Below are 19,286 nucleotides of genomic sequence, written 5' to 3'. Positions count from 1 at the left end.
TGGCAGTACTTTTGCCAACCTATTTTAGTATAAAAAATAAGTTTAGCAATGAGCAAAAAAGATATAAACGAAGATTTAGAAAATGAAGCTGTAAATACTGCTGAAACCGAAACTGTTGAAAGCGAAGAACAACAAGTTGAAGAATTAACAAACGAAGAAAAACTGCAAGAAGAATTGCAGGAAGAAAAAAATAAGTTTTTACGCTTGTTTGCAGAATTCGAAAATTATAAAAAACGAACATCAAAAGAACGAATCGAGTTGTTTTCTACAGCTAGTGAAGGGGTTATGAAAACCTTATTGCCAATTTTAGATGATTTCGAGCGTGCCTTAACACATATTGAAGAAGATAAAGAAGCTGAGGAGTTAAGAAAAGGGGTGTTATTAATTTATCAAAAAATGGTAAATACACTTGAGCAAAAAGGTTTAAAAGCTATTGCAGTAGAAAAAGGCGAAACTTTTAATGCTGATAATCATGAGGCTGTTACACAAATTCCTGCACCAACAGATGATTTAAAAGGTAAAATAATAGATGTTATTGAAAAGGGTTACAAATTAGGTGAAAAAGTAATTCGTTTCCCAAAAGTGGTCATAGGACAATAAACCAAAAACATGGCGAAGAGAGATTATTACGAAATATTAGGATTAAGTAAAGGTGCATCGGCAGCCGAAATTAAAAAGGCTTACCGTAAAAAAGCAATTGAATTTCATCCCGATAAAAATCCGGACAATAAAGAAGCAGAAGCTAAATTTAAAGAAGCGGCCGAAGCGTATGAAGTGTTAAGCGATGCCGATAAAAAAGCGCGCTACGACCAATTTGGACACCAAGCTTTCGAAGGCGGATTCGGCGGTGGAGGCGGCGGTGGCATGAATATGGATGACATATTCAGTCAATTTGGCGATATTTTTGGCGGCGGTGGTTTTGGCGGTTTTTCTGGTTTTGGCGGTGGCGGTGGTCAACGTCGTGTAAAAGGCAGTAATTTACGCATTCGTGTTAAGCTTACTTTAGAAGAAATAGCCAATGGTGTTGAGAAAAAAATTAAGGTAAAACGCAAAATCCAAGCACCAGGGGTAAGCTACAAAACATGTTCTACTTGTAATGGAACTGGACAGGTAACTAGAATTGCAAATACTATTTTAGGTAGAATGCAAACCGCATCTCCTTGTAATGTTTGTGGTGGTTCTGGACAAACTATAGATAAAAAACCAGCCGATGCAGATGCACAAGGCTTAAAAGTAGCCGAAGAAACAGTATCTATTAAAATACCTGCAGGTGTAGTAGATGGAATGCAGCTTAAAGTTTCAGGTAAAGGAAATGAAGCACCAGGAAATGGTATTTCTGGAGATTTAATTGTAGTAATTGAAGAAGAAACTCATGATAAGTTACAACGTGAAGGTGATAATTTACACTACGATTTATATATTAGTTTTCCAGAAGCTGTTTTAGGAACTTCAAAAGAAATAAATACCGTAACAGGTAAAGTACGTATACCAATTGATGCAGGTGTGCAATCGGGTAAGATTTTACGCTTACGCGGAAAAGGAATTCCAAGTATAAATGGTTACGGATCAGGTGATTTACTAGTACATGTAAATGTATGGACACCAAAAACACTTAATAAAAAACAAAAAGAGTTTTTTGAAGGTATGATGGCAGATGAGCATTTCGAACCAAAACCGGAAAGTTCAGACAAGTCTTTCTTTGAGAAAGTAAAAGATATGTTTTCTTAATTAAATAGGACATTTTTATTTAATAAAAACCGCAAAAATATTGCGGTTTTTTTATTCTCAATGTTAAAAGTTATATACAAATTTTAACTTTCGTACAAAAAAAATAGGTATATTTGACTATCACTAATTAATTTAGTGATAATTTTTCTTTTTCATAGCAATTTTTTTCCCATCCTTAATTTATTAAGGGTGGGTTTTGTTTTTTTATTACAAATAGCTAACATCTTTTATGTTTTACTTAGCTATGTGCTATTAACATTTAATATATTTACATTCTTTTAAGTAAATAAAATAACTAAATGACTAACTTATTAGAAGTTAATAATGTTTCAAAAAAGTTTGGAACGTTTACTGCATTAAATAATGTTTCGTTGGCGGTGCCTAATGGGAGTATTTTTGGCTTGTTAGGACCAAATGGTGCTGGAAAAACCACTTTAATTCGTGTAATTAATCAAATTACAATGCCTGATACTGGCGAGGTGTTTTTGGATGGTGAAACACTGCAAGAAAAGCACATAAGAGATATTGGCTATTTACCTGAAGAACGTGGTTTATACAAATCTATGAAAGTTGGAGAACAAGCATTATATTTAGCTCAATTAAAGGGATTAAGTAAGACTGAAGCAAGACAACGACTTAAATATTGGTTTGATAGACTAGAAATTGGAGATTGGTGGAACAAGAAAATACAGGAATTATCAAAAGGAATGGCGCAAAAGGTACAATTCGTGGTTACCGTTTTACATGAGCCAAAATTGTTGATTTTTGACGAACCCTTTTCTGGGTTCGATCCTATAAATGCCAATTTAATAAAAGATGAAATTTTACATCTTAGAGAAAAAGGAGCAACCGTTATTTTTTCTACCCATAGAATGGAATCAGTTGAAGAATTGTGCGATGATATTGCCTTAATTAACAAATCAAATAAAATTCTTGACGGCAAGCTCACAGAAGTAAAACGACAATATAAAAGTAATACGTTTGAGGTAGGTTTACGAACAGAAGATAATGTTAAATTGGAACAAGAATTAGCCGAAAAGTTTTCTATTTCAAAAGCTTATTTTAAAACTTTAGATAATGAGTTAAAACTAAATATTAAGCTTAAAGATATGGATAAACCTAATGATTTATTAAGCTATTTAACTACAAAATCTGAAGTATCTCATTTTGTAGAATTAATTCCTAGTGTAAACGATATTTTTATTCAAACTGTAAAGAATAATAACTAAAACATGAACCATTTACCGCTTATTATAAAACGCGAATATTTAAATAAAGTTCGAAATAAGGCTTTTATTATCATGACTGTGTTAAGCCCTGTAATTATGATAATATTAGTGTCTGTAGTGGCTTATTTATCGCAACTTAATAATGATAAAGTAAGAGTTATAACAGTGCTTGACGAATCTGGTTTTTTAGAAAACGCGTTTGAAAATTCAGATAAAACAAGTTATAATGTGTTGTCTGGCATGCATTTAACTGATGCCCAAACCTTAACCAAGGAGGCAAAATCATATGGTTTACTTCATATAGAATCTTTTAGTAATTTGGAAGAAGCTTCAAATCATGTGAAATTTTATTCTGAAGAGTCTCCATCACTTAGTTTGATTTCAGATATAGAAGAAAAATTAGAAAAGGCTTTTACCTCAAGAAATTTAAAAAATAAGGGTGTAAATGTCGACACAATAAATGCGGCTAGGGTAAAAATAAATATGGCTCAAGAAAGTTTTGAGGGAGAAAAAACATCAAAAATAGATAGCGTTGTAAAACTTATTTTTGGCGGTGCTGCAGGCTATTTGCTGTTTATGTTTATTATAATTTATGGTAACATGATAATGCGAAGTGTTATTGAAGAGAAAACAAGCCGTATTATAGAGGTTATTATATCATCAGTAAAACCTGTTCAGCTTATGTTGGGAAAGATAATTGGCACGTCATTAGCTGGTATAACCCAATTTGTAATTTGGCTTATTTTAGGAAGTATTTTGATAACAGTAGTATCGTTTGTGTTTGGTATTGAGGTACAAACACCGCAGCAACAAATGGTAGTGCAATCTGTGGCCTCTTCAGAGATCAATACCCAAGTGCAAAACGTAATGGAGGCCTTTTATAATTTACCTATTACAAATTTAATAGTTGCTTTTGTTTTATTTTTTGTGGGAGGTTATTTGCTATACAGTTCACTTTATGCAGCTATTGGTGCTGCCGTAGATAACGAAACCGATACGCAACAGTTTATGTTGCCAATTATTATGCCTTTAATATTGGCTGTATATATTGGTGTGTTTACAGTTATAGAGGACCCTCATGGTACCGTATCCACAATTTTTTCATATATTCCTTTAACATCTCCCGTAGTGATGCTTATGCGTATTCCTTTTGGTGTGCCTATTTGGCAGCAATTAATTTCTTTAGTAATATTATTGGCATCGTTTACGTTTACTGTTTGGTTTGCTGCAAAAATATATCGTGTAGGCATTTTAATGTATGGCAAAAAACCAAGTTATAAAGAACTTATAAAGTGGATTAAATATTAATATGATTCAAGATTTATATAAAATAGAAGAAACTATAACCGAAAGTAGTATTTGGGAAAAATTTGTAAGCTTTTTAGAGTTTAAAATTTTAGATTTTACCTATGGATCTGGTGAAGATGCGCATGCTATCGTCTTAAGGGTAAAATATGTTTTACTAGTTTCTTTAGTTCTTATTGCTACAACTTATTTTTTAAGAGTTTTTAAAAAGCTTGTAACTCGAAAAATGCCGAATGAAGATAAGGTAAAGTTTAATACGGTATTCTCGTTTGCACGCTGGATAATTTACATTATAGTATTATTGGTAGTTTTAGATTCTATAGGCTTTAATGTTACAGCAATTTTTGCAGCGTCAGCAGCCTTACTAATAGGTATTGGTTTGGCGTTGCAAACCTTATTTCAAGACATCATTTCGGGTATTTTTATATTAATTGATCAAAGTGTTCATGTAGGCGATATTATTGAAATTGATGGTAAAATTGGCCGTGTAGAAGAGATTAAATTACGAACAACGAGAGCGGTTACCATAGATAATAAGGTACTTATTATACCAAATCATTTATATTTAGAAAATAGCTTATTTAACTGGACTCAGAACGGATCAATTACTCGCGAGTTTGTTGCTGTTGGTGTTGCTTACGGTAGCGATGTGCAATTAGTAAAAAGATTATTGATACAAGCTGCAAGTACTCATCCTAGTGTGTTAAGTGAACCCGAACCAACGGTTGTTTTTACCGATTTTGGAGAGAGCTCCTTAGATTTTAAAATTGTTTTTACTATTAACGATAGTTTCAAGGCAAGTTTTCCGAAAAGTGATATTAGATTCGAAATAGATAGACTTTTTAGAGAACACAATATTAGTATACCATTTCCGCAAAGAGATATTTATATTAAAAAATTATAAAAACTTAAATTTATTCACTTAAAATAATTCATTTTATATGCTAAATAAATCAGTGATTGTTTTACTTTTCATATATTTAATAACAGCTTCAGCGAACGCCCAGTTAACAGATTTATTTAGACTAGAATATTCATTTATACCCAAATCTAAATCTCAAGATCAATACACTAGGTTGCGAGCGTTGTTTAATTACCCGATACAAATAAAGGACAGCGATTATTTGGTTTTTGGAGCAGAGTATAACCGTGTTATTTTAAACTTGGAAGAAACTTATCCGTTTGAAACGTCAGGATTAAATACTATACATATTATCGATTTTAATTTAGGTTATACATTTAAATGGAATAAAAAATGGCGTATTGGTTTTAAAGTTAATCCTAGAGTAGCTTCCACATTAACAAGAAGCATTACAAAAGATGATATTTTTATTAACGGTGGTGTATATTTTGTAACAGACAGAATGGACGATACAAGTTTAAAACATCCTTATCGTTTAGTTCTAGGCTTAACATATAATGCGACTACAGGCTTACCATTTCCGTTGCCATTTATAAGTTACACGAGGAAAATAAACGAACATTGGGAATATAATTTAGGAGTGCCTAAATCTAGTTTAAAATATAATATTAACGATAAACATGTTTTATTATCATTTATAGGTCTCGATGGTTATTTGGCACATTTGCAAAGGCCAACAGTAGTTAATGGGCAAGAGGTAGACCATATCTCACTATCCGTTGTGGTTGGAGGCGCTGGTTATCAGTACTTTTTTACTAAACATATTATGGGTTATATGTATTCAGGATATTCGTTTAGGTTAAATAATGTGTTAAGAAACGATAATAGAGATGAAATTTATAAATTAGATGATAGAAATGCATTCTATTTAAGAACAGGAATAAAATATAAGTTTTAAAATGCCAAAAATATTAGTAATTGAAGATGAAGCTGCAATACGTAGAGTATTGGTTAAAATTCTTTCTGAAGAAAACGACACGTATAAAGTAGAAGAAGCCGAAGATGGTCTTTTAGGTATCGATAAGATAAAAAATGACGATTTCGATTTGGTTTTATGCGATATAAAAATGCCAAAAATGGATGGTGTTGAGGTGCTCGAAGCTACAAAAAAAATAAAACCTGAAATTCCCTTTGTCATGATTTCGGGTCATGGCGATCTTGATACAGCTGTTAATACCATGCGCTTAGGAGCTTTCGATTATATTTCGAAACCACCAGATTTAAATCGTTTATTAAATACAGTTCGCAATGCTTTGGATAAAAAGGAATTGGTTTTAGAAAATAAAATCTTAAAGAAAAAAGTAAGTAAGAAGTACGAGATGATAGGAGAAAGTCCTGCTATTGTGCAAATTAAGGACATGATTGATAAAGTTGCGCCAACTGACGCTCGTGTTTTAGTAACAGGACCTAACGGAACTGGTAAAGAATTAGTAGCGCATTGGTTGCACGAAAAAAGTGAACGAGCCAAAGGAGCTATGATTGAGGTGAATTGTGCTGCAATTCCTTCGGAATTAATTGAAAGTGAGTTATTTGGGCATGTAAAAGGCGCATTTACAAGTGCCAATAAAGATCGTGCTGGTAAATTTGAAGCAGCCAATGGCGGTACGATTTTTTTAGATGAAATTGGCGATATGAGTCTGTCGGCTCAAGCTAAAGTATTAAGGGCTTTACAAGAAAGCCGTATTCAACGTGTTGGTAGTGATAAAGATATAAAAGTTAATGTTCGTGTGGTTGCTGCCACCAACAAAAATCTTAAAAAGGAAATAGAAGAAGGTAAATTTCGTGAAGATTTATACCACCGTTTAGCAGTTATTTTAATAAAAGTTCCAGCCTTAAACGATAGACGTGAAGATATTCCTTTATTGGTAAATCATTTTTCTGCTAAAATAGCTTTAGAACAAGGAACTGCTAAAAAAACTTTTTCCGACAAGGCTATTAAATTACTTCAAGATTACGATTGGACAGGAAATATACGCGAATTACGAAATGTTGTAGAACGATTAATAATTTTAGGTGGTACGGAAGTAAGTGAGCAAGATGTAAAGGCTTTTGCTAGTAAATAATAAAAATTTTTAAAAATGGAACAGAATGATTATAAGGTTACTAAAAGTATAAACTTAAAGGAGCTTACATCAAAAGTTGTTATTCCAGATGCGAAGAAAGAACTGAAAAAGGTACGTAAAGATCTTGGCGATTGGCAAAATACCATGTATGCTCATAATAAATATGCGGTTTTAGTATGTTTACAAGGTATGGATACGGCTGGAAAAGATAGTTTAATTCGTGAAGTTTTTAAAGATTTTAATGTACGTGGTGTAGAGGTTCAAAGTTTTAAAGTACCAACCGATTTAGAACGCGACCACGATTACTTGTGGAGGCATTATATTGCATTACCACCGCGCGGTAAGTTTGGTGTATTTAACCGCACACATTACGAAAATGTATTAGTAACACGAGTGCATCGAGAATATATTTTAGGCGAGAATTTACCCGATGTAAATTCGGTAGACGATGTTAACGATGCTTTTTGGGACAAGCGATTCGAGCAAATAAATAATTTCGAAAAGCATATTACTCAAAACGGTACCATCATCTTTAAATTCTTTTTAAACTTATCAAAAGGAGAGCAAAAAAACCGACTTATACGTCGCTTAGAAAAGCAGGAAAAAAACTGGAAATTTTCACCAAGCGATTTAAAAGAGCGCAAACTTTGGAATGCTTATCAAGATTGTTATCAAGATGCTATAAACAAAACCTCGAAACCTCACGCGCCGTGGTATGTTGTTCCAGCAGACGATAAACCTTCTGCCCGTTACATAGTGGCAAAAACCATTTACGACGAGCTCATGAAATATACCGATATTGTTGAGCCAGAACTAGACGACGATATAAAAGAAAACCTGGAAGCTTACAAAAACCAACTTAGTAGCGAGTAGTTTTTTGGCGCTTAAACACGCTTTCCGCTATATCTTTAGGTAAAACTTAGGTTCTAAATGTAAAAATCGGTTATCAGAAGCAGAACGTTTTGGTTTAATTTATGGTTCGTTATATTGCAGTTTTACATAAAGGATGCCGCTGCAATCGTTAGCGCAAGTTCGCGTTACAGAAATAAACTGTTAACACAATTTTATGTGTAGAGCGGTTTTTAAAATTTTACAGAAATACTATTTTTAAAGTCTTAACATGTTACAATGAAAAAAATCACCCTTTTAACAGCATTATTGGCATCGATTATTGGTTTTTCGCAAACCGCAGACGAGGCCGCATTACGAACTATATTTACACAATCGTTAACTAACGGTAAAAGTTACGATTGGTTAAACCATCTATCCAACCAAATAGGCAGTCGTTTATCGGGTTCTTTAGGAGCAGAAAAAGCAGTAGATTATACAAAAGAAGAACTAGAAAAATTAGGCTTAGATAAGGTTTGGTTGCAACCCGTGATGGTACCGCGCTGGATTCGAGGTGCAAAAGAATTTGCATTTATAGAAAGTGAACCAGGAAAAACAAATAATGTAAATATTTGTGCGCTAGGTGGCTCGGTAGCAACACCAGCCTTGGGGTTAAAAGCTAATGTAGTCGAAGTTCAGAATTTTGAAGAATTAAAAGCTTTAGGAAAAAAGAACGTAGAAGGCAAAATTGTATTTTACAATCGTCCAATGGAAGCCGAACTTATACAAACCTTTCAAGCCTACGGTGGTTGTGTTAACCAACGTTACAAAGGAGCGCTCGAAGCTTCAAAATATGGAGCTATTGGTGTCATTGTACGTTCTATGAATTTAAGGCTAGACGATTTACCACACACGGGTAGCATGACTTATGGCGATTTGCCTGTAGATAAACGCATACCTTCTGCAGCCATTAGTACAAACGATGCCGAATTATTAAGTGCGATGCTTAAACTTAATAAGGATGTTAAATTTTACTTTAAACAAAGCTGTAAACAGTTGGCCGATGTGCAATCTTATAATGTTATTGGCCAAATTACAGGAAGCGAATTTCCTAACGAATATATGATTGTTGGTGGGCATTTAGATTCTTGGGATTTAGGTGATGGTTCTCACGATGATGGTGCAGGCGTTGTACAATCAATGGATGTGTTGCGTTTATTAAAAGAATCGGGAATAAAACCAAAACGTAGCATTCGTGTAGTTTTATTTATGAATGAGGAAAATGGATTACGTGGTGGTAAAAAATATGCAGAAGTAGCTAAACAAAAAGGAGAAAATCACATTTTTGCATTAGAAAGCGATGCCGGAGGTTTTACACCTCGAGGATTTAGTTTCGATTGTACCGATGCGGCATTCGAGCAAGTATTAAGTTGGCAAAAACTGTTTAAACCATACTTAATTCACTTTTTTGAAAAAGGTGGAAGTGGTGCCGATGTTGGCCCATTAAAAACAGATAGCAATGTGCTTTGTGGTTTACGCCCAGATTCGCAACGTTATTTCGATCATCATCATGCAAGTAATGATACTTTCGATGCTATTAACAAACGCGAATTAGAACTTGGTGCTGCTACCATGACAGCTTTGGTGTATTTGTTCGATAAATATGGGGTAAATCCAATTTCGAAAACATCAGAGCTTAAAGATTAATTTTCTGATAATTAAATAGTTATTATGAAGAAAATTTTGGTTTCTTTAACGTTAATGTGTACAATGTTTAGTATGGCTCAAGAAAAATTACCGTATTACGAAATTCCAGAACCTTCAAAAATCTACACTGCTGGAAGTGTAGCAGCTCGAATGGTAGATGGTTTAGGGTTTCGATATTTTTGGGCAAGCGAAGGTTTACGCCCTGAGGATTTAGCTTATAAAGCCTCTGAAAGTGCACGTACCAGCGATGAAACAATAGATCACATTTTGAGTTTAACTACCTCTATTTTAAAGTACTTATCTGCCGAGGAGGTTGTTAATTCAAAACAAATGGCAAGTTTCGATGATAAACGTAAACAAACTCTATTAAACTTAAAAAAGGCGTCTGATATTTTAAATAAAACTAAAGATATTGCTCTTTTCGATAATAATAAGTATCCGTTTTGGAATCTTATAAATGGGCCAATTGCCGATGCTATTTGGCATTGTGGGCAATTGGTAACCTTGCGCCGTGCCTCTGGAAATCCGTTTACCACAAAGGTAAATTTATTTTCAGGAAAGGTTAAAAGCTGAAAATTGTTTTAACTAATTAAGTTAGTTTCTACAAATAGCTTAGCCACCATTTATCTTTGTTTTTCGCTTTATAAAGCATGTATTTTTTACTTGGGAAGTAGAGTAGTGCTATAACACCAACCCAAACGCAATACACTACAAAAAGGGAATACCCGTAATTGGCAAGTTTGGCGTTCATAAATACATCCGAAGTTAATATCATGTGTTGCCAATTTCCACCAAAAATAAGCATACCAAAAATGGCCAAAACATGAATTAACAGGATATGTAAAAAATAATAAAACAAAGGTACACGTCCAAAAACTAAAAAGAAGTTGGTTATTTTATTTTTAAACGATTCAATACCATATAAAAATAAAAGTGCAGGCCCTAATGTTATTAATAAATAGCATAAAGATGGCGGATATTTAGTGACTTTAAAAAATGCCATCATGGTTTTTGATGTTGTATCTTGTACTTCCCAAGGCACCAAATCACCATAAATATTTAATCCGCGAATTATAAAAAACGCAATTATTGAAGCAGAACCAAGTATTAGTAAATACTTTTTTCTAGTGCTTTTATTAAAATCTCTTTTATATAATTGACCAAAACAATACCCCAAACAAATAACGCCAAACCAAGGAATAATTGGGTAGACAAATGCAAAATAAGTGTTGCCTATTTGAAGGAATTGCTGTTGATGTAAAATGTACCATAAAATAGATTTAAAACTATTTCCTTGCACGGTAATGCCATCTAAAGCATTATGGCCGGCAACTAAAATACAGCCTAAAACTAAAATGTATTTTATTGGTAAATAAATGGTAAACGATAACAAAATCATACACAAGCCAATGGCCCAAATAACTTGTAATATGATGAAACTATAAGTAACATCGAATTTCCAAAGAAAATTATTAATTATTACCGAGAGTAAAATTAACCATATTCCTCGTGTAATTAAGAATTTAAAAAGCTTCCGTTTTGCTTTTTTACTGCCGTATAAATATGCCGATGTGCCGGCTAAAAATATAAATACAGGAGCGCAATAATGCGTAATAAACCTGGTGAAAAAAAGAATAGGAGTTGTGGTTTCTAAATTTGTAGGATCGGAAAAAAACGAACCAAAATGAAAATAATCTCTAACATGATCCAATGCCATAATCACCATAACGACTCCTCTTAATATGTCTATTGACTCTATACGGCTTGGTTTTGTAATACTCATGCAGTTTTAATTAGTGCTTATTATCAATTAAAGGTAGTAAAAAGAATTTTTTTGTTTTACAGGTATGGGTTTTAATTATTTGGCTAATTTTAAAATATAAGCATAAAAAACAGCAGCTTTTTTTAAAACTGCTGTTTTTTTTAATGTGTTTTATTTTGCTGAAAGCAAAGCACTACTGTAATACGAACTCATGGTGGTGATTTTACCATCAGCGTCAAAATTATTACTTAAATGCATGAATAGCTCAATTTTTTTATCGTCCGATTTTCGAATTAAGTTAAATTTCCACCATGACAATACATCACGACCTTCTCCCATTTCGTATTCTAAATAATCAGGATAACCTACCATATCAATTCCAACGACAGTAAATTTATCTATAAAATTTTCCCAATTGGTTTTGGTTTCTGCTTTTGTAAACTTTTTGTCGTATGCCGTATTTATGTCGTAAAAATTAGCATCATCTGTAAAATACGATAACGATTTATCGAGGTCTAGTTTTTCGAATGCATAAACCATTTTTCTAACCGTATTAATGTTTTCATGATGGTTGTAAATTTTACCGTTAGTTCGGTTAACAAAACTAGATCCAATCTCGTCGAATATACTTTCGTTAAAATAAGTTATTTCGGTTTGTATTTTATTGTCTTTGTTAACAACAAATAGCCTATGCGTAAACATATCAATTTTTACACCGGTTTTTTTGTGAATTCCTCGAAAGTCTTCCCAAGTTTGTACCCATACAACGTCTTGGTTATTGTTTTCTTTGTATTCAATGGCATCTGGATAGGCTCCTTCTGTACGCGTAATTGTAAAATAATCTAATGCGTTGTGCCAAAACGAAACCATTTTTAAGTACGTTGTTTTGTCATCACCTTCTGGATTTGTAGAGGTGTCTAAGCCGTTGTACGATTTAAAATCGTCTGCCAAATAACGCGCAACTTTTGCGGTGTCTCCTGTAACGAAAGCAGCTGTCATTTCTTCCACTATATTTATAGCAGGATGTTTAATATAAACGGTTCCGTTCGATTTTTTTTGGGCAAACGTAAGTTGTATACTTACCATTGCCAGTACGAATAATAATGATAGTTTTTTCATTGTAATAGAATTTATAGTTATTAATTATTTAAAGTTGTTTTTACAGGTTGAAATGATACTCCAAGAGATTTTATGGCGCGATGGTTTTTGTAAATTAATTTAGGGGCTTTTAATGGGGCTTTGTTATTAAGCATTAGAGAGACATCAGAAACTGTATAACTTTCACTACTTATTAAAAAGTTTTGGCCATGCAAATTCGAAATATTTGTAGCGTTAAGTACACTTTGTGCAACATCTAAAACGTTAACTATTGCCAAATCAATGTTTTGGCTAAAAAGCATTTTCATAAACGCGTTTGGGGCTATTTTGTTTTTAATTTGAAATTGGATGTTGGTTGAGGTAGAATCGCTTCTATTGGATAACGATTTTCCCATTACCATTACCGGGGAAAGGCTTATAATGTCTACCTCTAAATCGGGGTTGCTTTTAACAAAATCTGTAACCAATTTATTCGCTAAATATTTTGATTGTGCATAAGGATGATGGTTGGGGTTTATGGTCGCAATATCGTTTTCAGAATAGGTGTCGTTAGCTTTTTTATGTGTTGCAGGTAACGGAAAATTTAAATTATAAACAGCCACCGAAGCCATAAATACTACTTTTTCAAGATGAGGTGTTTGTTTTATTACTTCAAGCAGGTTTTGGGTACCGTTTAGTGTTGGCTGCAATAGCGAATTTTCGGCATTTTGTACATCTAATTGAAACGGTGTGCCACAGTGAACTACAATATCGCAATCTTCAATAAATGTTTGCAGTTGTTTTTTATTTTCAATATCAAGTTCACTAATATGTAAATGATTTGAATGCTTAAGCTGAGTTAAATGCGTAAATTTTTCGTGGTTTGAAATATTTGTAGTGGAGACTTTTACTTCAAACTTATGTTCTAAAAATAGTTTGGTTATATGGCTTCCTATAAAACCAGCACCGCCTATAATACCTAGTTTTTTCATCTTTTGTTATTTTAGAAAAACAGGTAATCCACTTTTTTAAGTGACTAACTCAAATAAACAATTGTATACTAAAATTGATTACCTGTTTTAATATTTTTTTCTAATAACATAACTTGGGAGCGTTTTAATTTTTAACTAAGTAATTAATTTTGAGTGGTTAATAAAAGTGAGTTAGGATGAAGTATGGGTTTTGTTGTCCGAAGGAATGGTTTGGTTTATCGAATTAAATTTTTAGAAGTAAGTTTAAATTGTTTGTAAACGATTTAGCAACTCTTCTTTTAAAGCTTTACTTACCGGAATGGCTTTTTTTGCAATTACAATGTAACTAGTAGCGATTTCAACAATTTGAGATAAATTAACTATAAACGATCGATGTACTCTTATAAAGTGTCTATTTGGTAATTTCTCGTCGAGGTCTTTTAGGGTCATTACGAGCAAGTATTCTTTGGTTTTGGAGTGTATTCTACAATAATTTCGTTCGGCTTCAATGTATAAAATATCTTCAATGTTAACACGTACCATTTTTTCAAGGTGCTTTACAAAAATGCTATCGCTTAAAATAAAGGGTGTTATTTTTTCTGTAGTTTCAAGTTTTATTTCACTTTTATTGGCCTTTATGCGATTTAGCGTTAATTCTATGGCGTGTTGTAAATCTAAATTTTTATATGGTTTTGATATAAAAGCAAATGGGTTTGTTGATTTTGCACGATTAAAATGCGCTTCGTCTGTATTGGCTGTTAAATATATTATGGGAATGTTTTGGGTTTCTTGCATTTTTGTTACCAAGTCTATACCGTCTAACTTTCCTTTTAAATTTATATCTATTATAGCAATTTCGGGTTTGTTATTTTGAAATTGTAACAGTGCATCGTTGGCACTAGATATTAGTGCCGTAACCTGGTATCCTAAATTTGTTAGCTGTAACGAAATATTGGCGGCAATAATCATATCATCTTCTACAATTAATATTTTGGTTTTGTTTGGCATTTAAGTAATTGTGTTTAGTTTAAATTGGAATAAAACGGAGGTGCCGTTTTTAATGGTTTCAACCATTTTGCCGTTAAGTTGTTGGGTTAATAAATTAATAAGTTGCGAGCCAAAGCCCGTGCCTTTTGGTGTGGTGTTTGGTGCTTTGCCTATGCCGTTATCTTTTACTTCTAGGGTTAAAGTAGCCGCAGTGGGTTGTAATAAACTAATTAAAATTTTTCCGTTGGTTTGGTTCGGAAAAGCATATTTTAAGGCATTTGTAAGCAGTTCGTTTACAATAAGTCCAATAGGAATTGCGGTGTCTATATCGAGTTCTAAAGCATCCATGTTACAAATTATTTTAATCTTATAATCTGCGTTATAAGTGTCTAAAATGCCTGCACTTAAATTTACAAAATAGTCTTTCATTTCTATATACTTTAAGTTTTCACCTTGATACAGTTTTTGATGAATAATTCCCATAGATTGAACTCTGTTTTGGCTTGCAAGTAAGGCATCTTTTGTTTTAGAGTCGGTTAACCTTGCGGTTTGTAATGCCATTAAGCTTTTTACTAACTCTAAATTGTTTTTTACCCGATGATGAATCTCTTTAAGTAGTAATTCGTTTTGTTGATTTTTTAAGGCCAGTAGTTTGTTGCTTTTGGTTCTGGCTTTATAACTTCGGTATCCAAAAAATAAAAACCCTAATAGCAAAATAGCAAAACCAATACCTACCCATGTTAAAAATTTTTGTTGCTTTAGTTGTAATTGTTGTGTTGCTATGGTGTGTACTTTTTTTTCGGTTTCGTATTGGGTTAACAAGGCAGACATTGCTTTATCGCTTGCTATACTGGCTGTGCTATCTCTCATTTTCCTTGCTTTTTTTTGATATTTTAAAGCTAAAGGATAATTGCCTAATTTTTCATAAATGGTGCTTACATGTTCGTAGTTTTCGGTTAAGTTGGTGACATCTTGGTCTTCTTCCTGAAATTTAACGGTTTGAAGTTGGTATTTTAAGGCGTCGTTATAATTTCCTGTTAATAAATTTATTTCTCCTAAATTGGCAATTAAAACTACAATGGCATTACGGTAATTTAATTGTTTTGCAATAGATAGGGCATGATTATAGTTTTTAAGGGCCGCGTTGTAATTGCCAAGCCTTTTAAGTGCATTTGCCTTATTATTAATTAAGTCGCACAAATTCATGTTGGAGTAATTTAGTGCTTTGGCTAAGTTTAATGCTTTATCGTAATAATAAAATGCAGAATCGGGCTTATGTATGGCTATGCTTGAATTTCCGGCATTGGTATAGGCATAAACAAGTTCGTCATGAATACTATTTTCTAGGCAAAACGCAATATTGTCTTTGGCATAAATTAGGGCGTCGGTATAACGTTCTTGTCGGTTTAAGTCTTCTGTAATTCTTGTTTTGGCACCTGCAATTCCTGCTTTGTCGTTTATTTTTTCCATTAAATCTAAAGCCATTAAATCGCATTTCATGGCGTTTTCTATATCGCCTTTTTTCTTATAAACCCAACCTATTTTAAATAGGGTTGTAGCTTGTCCCTTTTTATTGTTTATGGTTTTGTAGGCTTTTAATGCTTTATTAAAATGATGTGAGGCAGAATCTAATTCTAATAAATTTGCATGAATTCTACCTTTCATCTCGTTAAAAATAGGTTGCCATTGTTTGTTTTTATAATGGTTGGCTAGATTTAGAGCTTTACGGGCGTGTTGTTTTGCGTTTTGTAAGTTGCTATTTGAAGTTATTGTAATAAGCTCTTGAAAAAGAACATACTTTTTTGACTCAGATTTTTCTAAGCGAATGGATTGATTTAAATTATCAATTTTTTGATTTTGACTGCCAACAGTAGGATTACAAATACAAAGTAGTAAACTGTAAATTACCGTAAATGCCAAAAACACTTTACGGTTATATGTTGAGAGGGTCATACATGTCTTTTTAGAATAATTGCTATTATTAAAAAGACTCAGGGAATTGTATAATATTACTAATTATATTGATTATTAGCAAATTATATTACTGTTTATAACGAAATGGTAAAAAATTTATTTATTATTCAAGTTTTACAACAGCCAATACGTATACTTGCTATTTTATTTAGGCTTTTAATTATATCCTAAAAATAATTTTTAAACGAGCTAATATAGTCCAGTGGAATCCTAGTTAAATTGATTTCGAATAATAAGGTTTATTAAAAATTACGCGTTTACTTGTTTAGTTAACAATTTACGTTGCTGTTTAATGGTAAGTGTGCTGCCATCGTGACTCCAACCTGGTGCTGCAAAAGCGTACATGAACTTATGGTACCAGTTTTTAGACTTTTTCATGTCGTTCCAGATATCTTTATATTCATGGGTTAAAATAACTAACGGGTTATAGGAATTTGGCGGATGTGTGACGCCATATTTTATATCGATATTTTCGTCGAGCTCTTTCCAAGTACCAAATATTTTATCGAAAATATTTAAAAATCCGCCATGATTTTTATCCATATACTCAAAGTTTTGGGCATGGTGAACTTGGTGCATGGTGTGGGTGTTAAATATTTTTTCTAAAAAACCCAGTTTAGGAATAAATACAGAATGTAATTGAAATTGCCATAAAGATTCTATACCTAAACAAACAACTACCATTTCTGGAGGGAAACCAATAGCGGGCATCCACATATAGAAAAATGGTTTGTAAAGTACAGTAAACCAGCCGTTTCTTACCGCAGTTCCTAAATTAAAATTATCGGAGGAATGGTGTACAATATGTGCGGCCCAAAGTACTCGAACATTGTGGTTTTGGCGATGAAACCAATAATAGCTAAAGTCGTCGGCCAATTGACAAAGTAACCAAACATACCAAACATAGCCGAAGGATTGGTACCCCATTATATTGGTACGGATACCATTAATTTCAGGGTTAAAAATGTTGTAAATAAAATTAAATAGTACAATAGCTGCAATGGTTTTGGTTAGAGGAGCAATAATTGCAGAACCAATACCCATGGTTAAGCTTGCGCCTAAATCTTTATAGTTATATAAATCTTTTTTTTCTTTGTGGTGCTTGCTGTAGGATAACTCTAGAAGAATAAGACCAAGAAAACAAGGAACGCCGTAAACCAGCGGGTTTGTAAAATCCATTAAAAATTGTGTTTAGCCCAAAAATAGGATGATTTTATTATTAAACAGACTAAATTTAGATTTATTTTAAATAAAAAGACCGCTTTTAACGTTAGGACGTATAAAAGAGGTCTTTAATAAATAGATTATATGTTTGCTAGCTTATTTAGCTAATGTTTTTTCTGCTTTTGGAGTAAAATTTACTTCTACTTGATTTCTTGTTAAATCTTCAAAAGTTTCACGCTCTCTAATTAAATGTAATTGGTTGTTATACCAAAGTACCTCGGCTGGTCTAAACCTAGAGTTATAGTTACTTGCCATAGAAAAACAATAAGCACCTGCGTTTTTAAAACATAAAATGTCGCCTTCGTTAATTTCGTTTATTCTGCGGTTGCTACCAAAAGTATCGGTTTCACAAATGTAACCTACTACGGTATAAAAACGCTCTTTACCATCTGGGTTTGATATGTTAATAATATCGTGATGCGACCCATAAAACATCGGGCGTATTAAATGGTTTAAACCAGAATCTACCTGTGCAAAAACGGTGGATGTAGTCTGTTTTACAGCATTTGCTTTTACTAAAAAGTGACCTGCTTCACTAACTAAAAATTTACCAGGTTCGAAAGCTAAGGTTAAATCTTTACCATATTCTTTACAGAAATCGTTAAATCTTTTAGATAGTTTTTTACCTAATTCTTCAATATTGGTTTCAATATCACCTGCTTTATAAGGGACTTTAAATCCAGAACCAAAATCTATGAAATCTAAATTTTTAAATTGTTTTGCGGTTTCGAATAGAATTTCGCTAGCGTATAAAAATACTTCAATATCTAAAATATCACTTCCAGTATGCATATGTATACCGTTAATGGTCATTTTAGTATTTTCTACAATACGTAAAATATGAGGTATTTGGTGTATTGAAATACCAAATTTAGAATCGATATGACCTACAGAAATTTTACTGTTTCCACCAGCCATAACATGAGGGTTTATACGAATACAAACCGGTGTTTTCGGATATTTAGTACCAAATTGCTCTAAAATAGCAAGATTATCTATATTAATTTTTACCCCAAGTTTTGCAGCTTCTTCAATTTCGCTTAACGAAACGCCGTTTGGTGTAAAAATAATTTGTTCTGGTTTAAAACCAGCAGCTAATCCCAATTGTACTTCTTGAATAGAAACGGTATCTATACCAGAACCTAAACTATTTAAAAGCTTTAAAATGGATATGTTTGATAAAGCCTTTACCGCATAACTTATTTTTAAGTGTTTTACACTTTTAAAGGCATTGGTAAGTCTTTTGTATTGAAATTCAATTTTTTCGGCGTCGTAAACATATACAGGACTGCCAAATTCTTCAACAGCTTTTAGTAATTGAGTATTGGTCATAACTTTAATTTTGCGCAAATATATTCCTTTAAGTGGTATTTAAAATAAAAAACATTGAAAATTTTTAAAATTAAACAAAAAGTTAATTATTTAACAAATTAAAATTATAGAATATTTTTAAACATTAAAATTGGGTAAGTAAAGCCTATTATTTACATTTGCTATACTTTAACTATA

The 19,286-nt window shown here is 32.6% G+C and carries 17 protein-coding genes; 10 read left to right on the top strand and 7 right to left on the bottom strand.

Going from position 1 to position 19,286, the window contains the following annotated elements; all coding sequences use genetic code 11:
- Positions 1–48: 48 nt before the first annotated feature.
- The 10 genes from PW52_RS12770 to PW52_RS12725 all read left to right on the top strand — a co-directional run bounded on the left by PW52_RS12770 (position 49) and on the right by PW52_RS12725 (position 10,355).
- The gene (locus PW52_RS12770; RefSeq protein ID WP_044633350.1) at positions 49–600 is read left to right on the top strand and encodes a nucleotide exchange factor GrpE; all 552 of its coding nucleotides are present in this window, start codon (positions 49–51) and stop codon (positions 598–600) included.
- Between the two features lie 9 nt (positions 601–609).
- Positions 610–1,728: a molecular chaperone DnaJ gene (gene dnaJ, locus PW52_RS12765; protein ID WP_044633349.1), complete on the top strand. Its 1,119-nt coding sequence runs from the start codon at positions 610–612 to the stop codon at positions 1,726–1,728.
- Between the two features lie 299 nt (positions 1,729–2,027).
- The gene (locus PW52_RS12760) at positions 2,028–2,957 is read left to right on the top strand and encodes an ABC transporter ATP-binding protein (protein ID WP_044633348.1); all 930 of its coding nucleotides are present in this window, start codon (positions 2,028–2,030) and stop codon (positions 2,955–2,957) included.
- 3 nt (positions 2,958–2,960) lie between these two features.
- The gene (locus PW52_RS12755) at positions 2,961–4,265 is read left to right on the top strand and encodes an ABC transporter permease (RefSeq protein ID WP_044633347.1); all 1,305 of its coding nucleotides are present in this window, start codon (positions 2,961–2,963) and stop codon (positions 4,263–4,265) included.
- Between the two features lies 1 nt (position 4,266).
- The gene (locus tag PW52_RS12750; protein WP_082050911.1) at positions 4,267–5,166 is read left to right on the top strand and encodes a mechanosensitive ion channel family protein; all 900 of its coding nucleotides are present in this window, start codon (positions 4,267–4,269) and stop codon (positions 5,164–5,166) included.
- Between the two features lie 37 nt (positions 5,167–5,203).
- A complete protein-coding gene (locus tag PW52_RS12745; RefSeq protein WP_044633346.1) occupies positions 5,204–6,082 on the top strand; it encodes a DUF6268 family outer membrane beta-barrel protein in 879 nt (292 codons plus the stop codon).
- Between the two features lies 1 nt (position 6,083).
- On the top strand, positions 6,084–7,247 hold the full coding sequence (locus PW52_RS12740; RefSeq protein ID WP_044633345.1) for a sigma-54-dependent transcriptional regulator: 1,164 nt from the start codon (positions 6,084–6,086) through the stop codon (positions 7,245–7,247).
- Positions 7,248–7,262: 15 nt separating this feature from the next.
- Positions 7,263–8,120, top strand: a complete 858-nt coding sequence (locus tag PW52_RS12735) for a PPK2 family polyphosphate kinase (protein WP_044633344.1) — start codon at positions 7,263–7,265, stop codon at positions 8,118–8,120.
- Positions 8,121–8,375: 255 nt separating this feature from the next.
- Complete coding sequence (locus tag PW52_RS12730) at positions 8,376–9,782, top strand: M20/M25/M40 family metallo-hydrolase (RefSeq protein WP_044633343.1); 1,407 nt, start codon at positions 8,376–8,378, stop codon at positions 9,780–9,782.
- A gap of 24 nt (positions 9,783–9,806) precedes the next feature.
- Entirely contained in the window at positions 9,807–10,355 is a 549-nt protein-coding gene (locus PW52_RS12725) for a hypothetical protein (RefSeq protein WP_044633342.1), read from the top strand.
- Between the two features lie 28 nt (positions 10,356–10,383).
- Here PW52_RS12725 and PW52_RS12720 read toward each other — a convergent pair whose 3' ends face one another.
- From PW52_RS12720 to lysA, 7 genes are all read right to left on the bottom strand, one after another.
- Positions 10,384–11,565, bottom strand: a complete 1,182-nt coding sequence (locus PW52_RS12720; RefSeq protein WP_044633341.1) for a DUF1624 domain-containing protein — start codon at positions 11,563–11,565, stop codon at positions 10,384–10,386.
- A gap of 150 nt (positions 11,566–11,715) precedes the next feature.
- Positions 11,716–12,663, bottom strand: coding sequence for a nuclear transport factor 2-like protein (locus PW52_RS12715; RefSeq protein WP_044633340.1), 948 nt, complete (start codon positions 12,661–12,663; stop codon positions 11,716–11,718).
- Positions 12,664–12,683: 20 nt separating this feature from the next.
- Positions 12,684–13,613, bottom strand: a complete 930-nt coding sequence (locus tag PW52_RS12710; protein WP_044633339.1) for an NAD-dependent epimerase/dehydratase family protein — start codon at positions 13,611–13,613, stop codon at positions 12,684–12,686.
- Between the two features lie 243 nt (positions 13,614–13,856).
- On the bottom strand, positions 13,857–14,600 hold the full coding sequence (locus PW52_RS12705; protein ID WP_044633338.1) for a LytR/AlgR family response regulator transcription factor: 744 nt from the start codon (positions 14,598–14,600) through the stop codon (positions 13,857–13,859).
- On the bottom strand, positions 14,601–16,532 hold the full coding sequence (locus PW52_RS12700) for a tetratricopeptide repeat-containing sensor histidine kinase (protein WP_052823497.1): 1,932 nt from the start codon (positions 16,530–16,532) through the stop codon (positions 14,601–14,603).
- A gap of 270 nt (positions 16,533–16,802) precedes the next feature.
- On the bottom strand, positions 16,803–17,732 hold the full coding sequence (locus tag PW52_RS12695; RefSeq protein ID WP_044633337.1) for a sterol desaturase family protein: 930 nt from the start codon (positions 17,730–17,732) through the stop codon (positions 16,803–16,805).
- A 141-nt stretch (positions 17,733–17,873) separates the two neighbouring features.
- Positions 17,874–19,109 carry a diaminopimelate decarboxylase gene (gene lysA, locus PW52_RS12690; protein WP_044633336.1) on the bottom strand — a complete coding sequence of 412 codons (1,236 nt, stop codon included), beginning with the start codon at positions 19,107–19,109 and terminating at the stop codon, positions 17,874–17,876.
- Positions 19,110–19,286 lie beyond the last annotated feature (177 nt).

This window comes from Neotamlana sedimentorum (genome assembly GCF_000943565.1).
Classification (GTDB): domain Bacteria; phylum Bacteroidota; class Bacteroidia; order Flavobacteriales; family Flavobacteriaceae; genus Neotamlana; species Neotamlana sedimentorum.
Note: the sequence above shows the minus strand (reverse complement) of the source record. Positions and strands in the feature narration are given on the sequence as shown.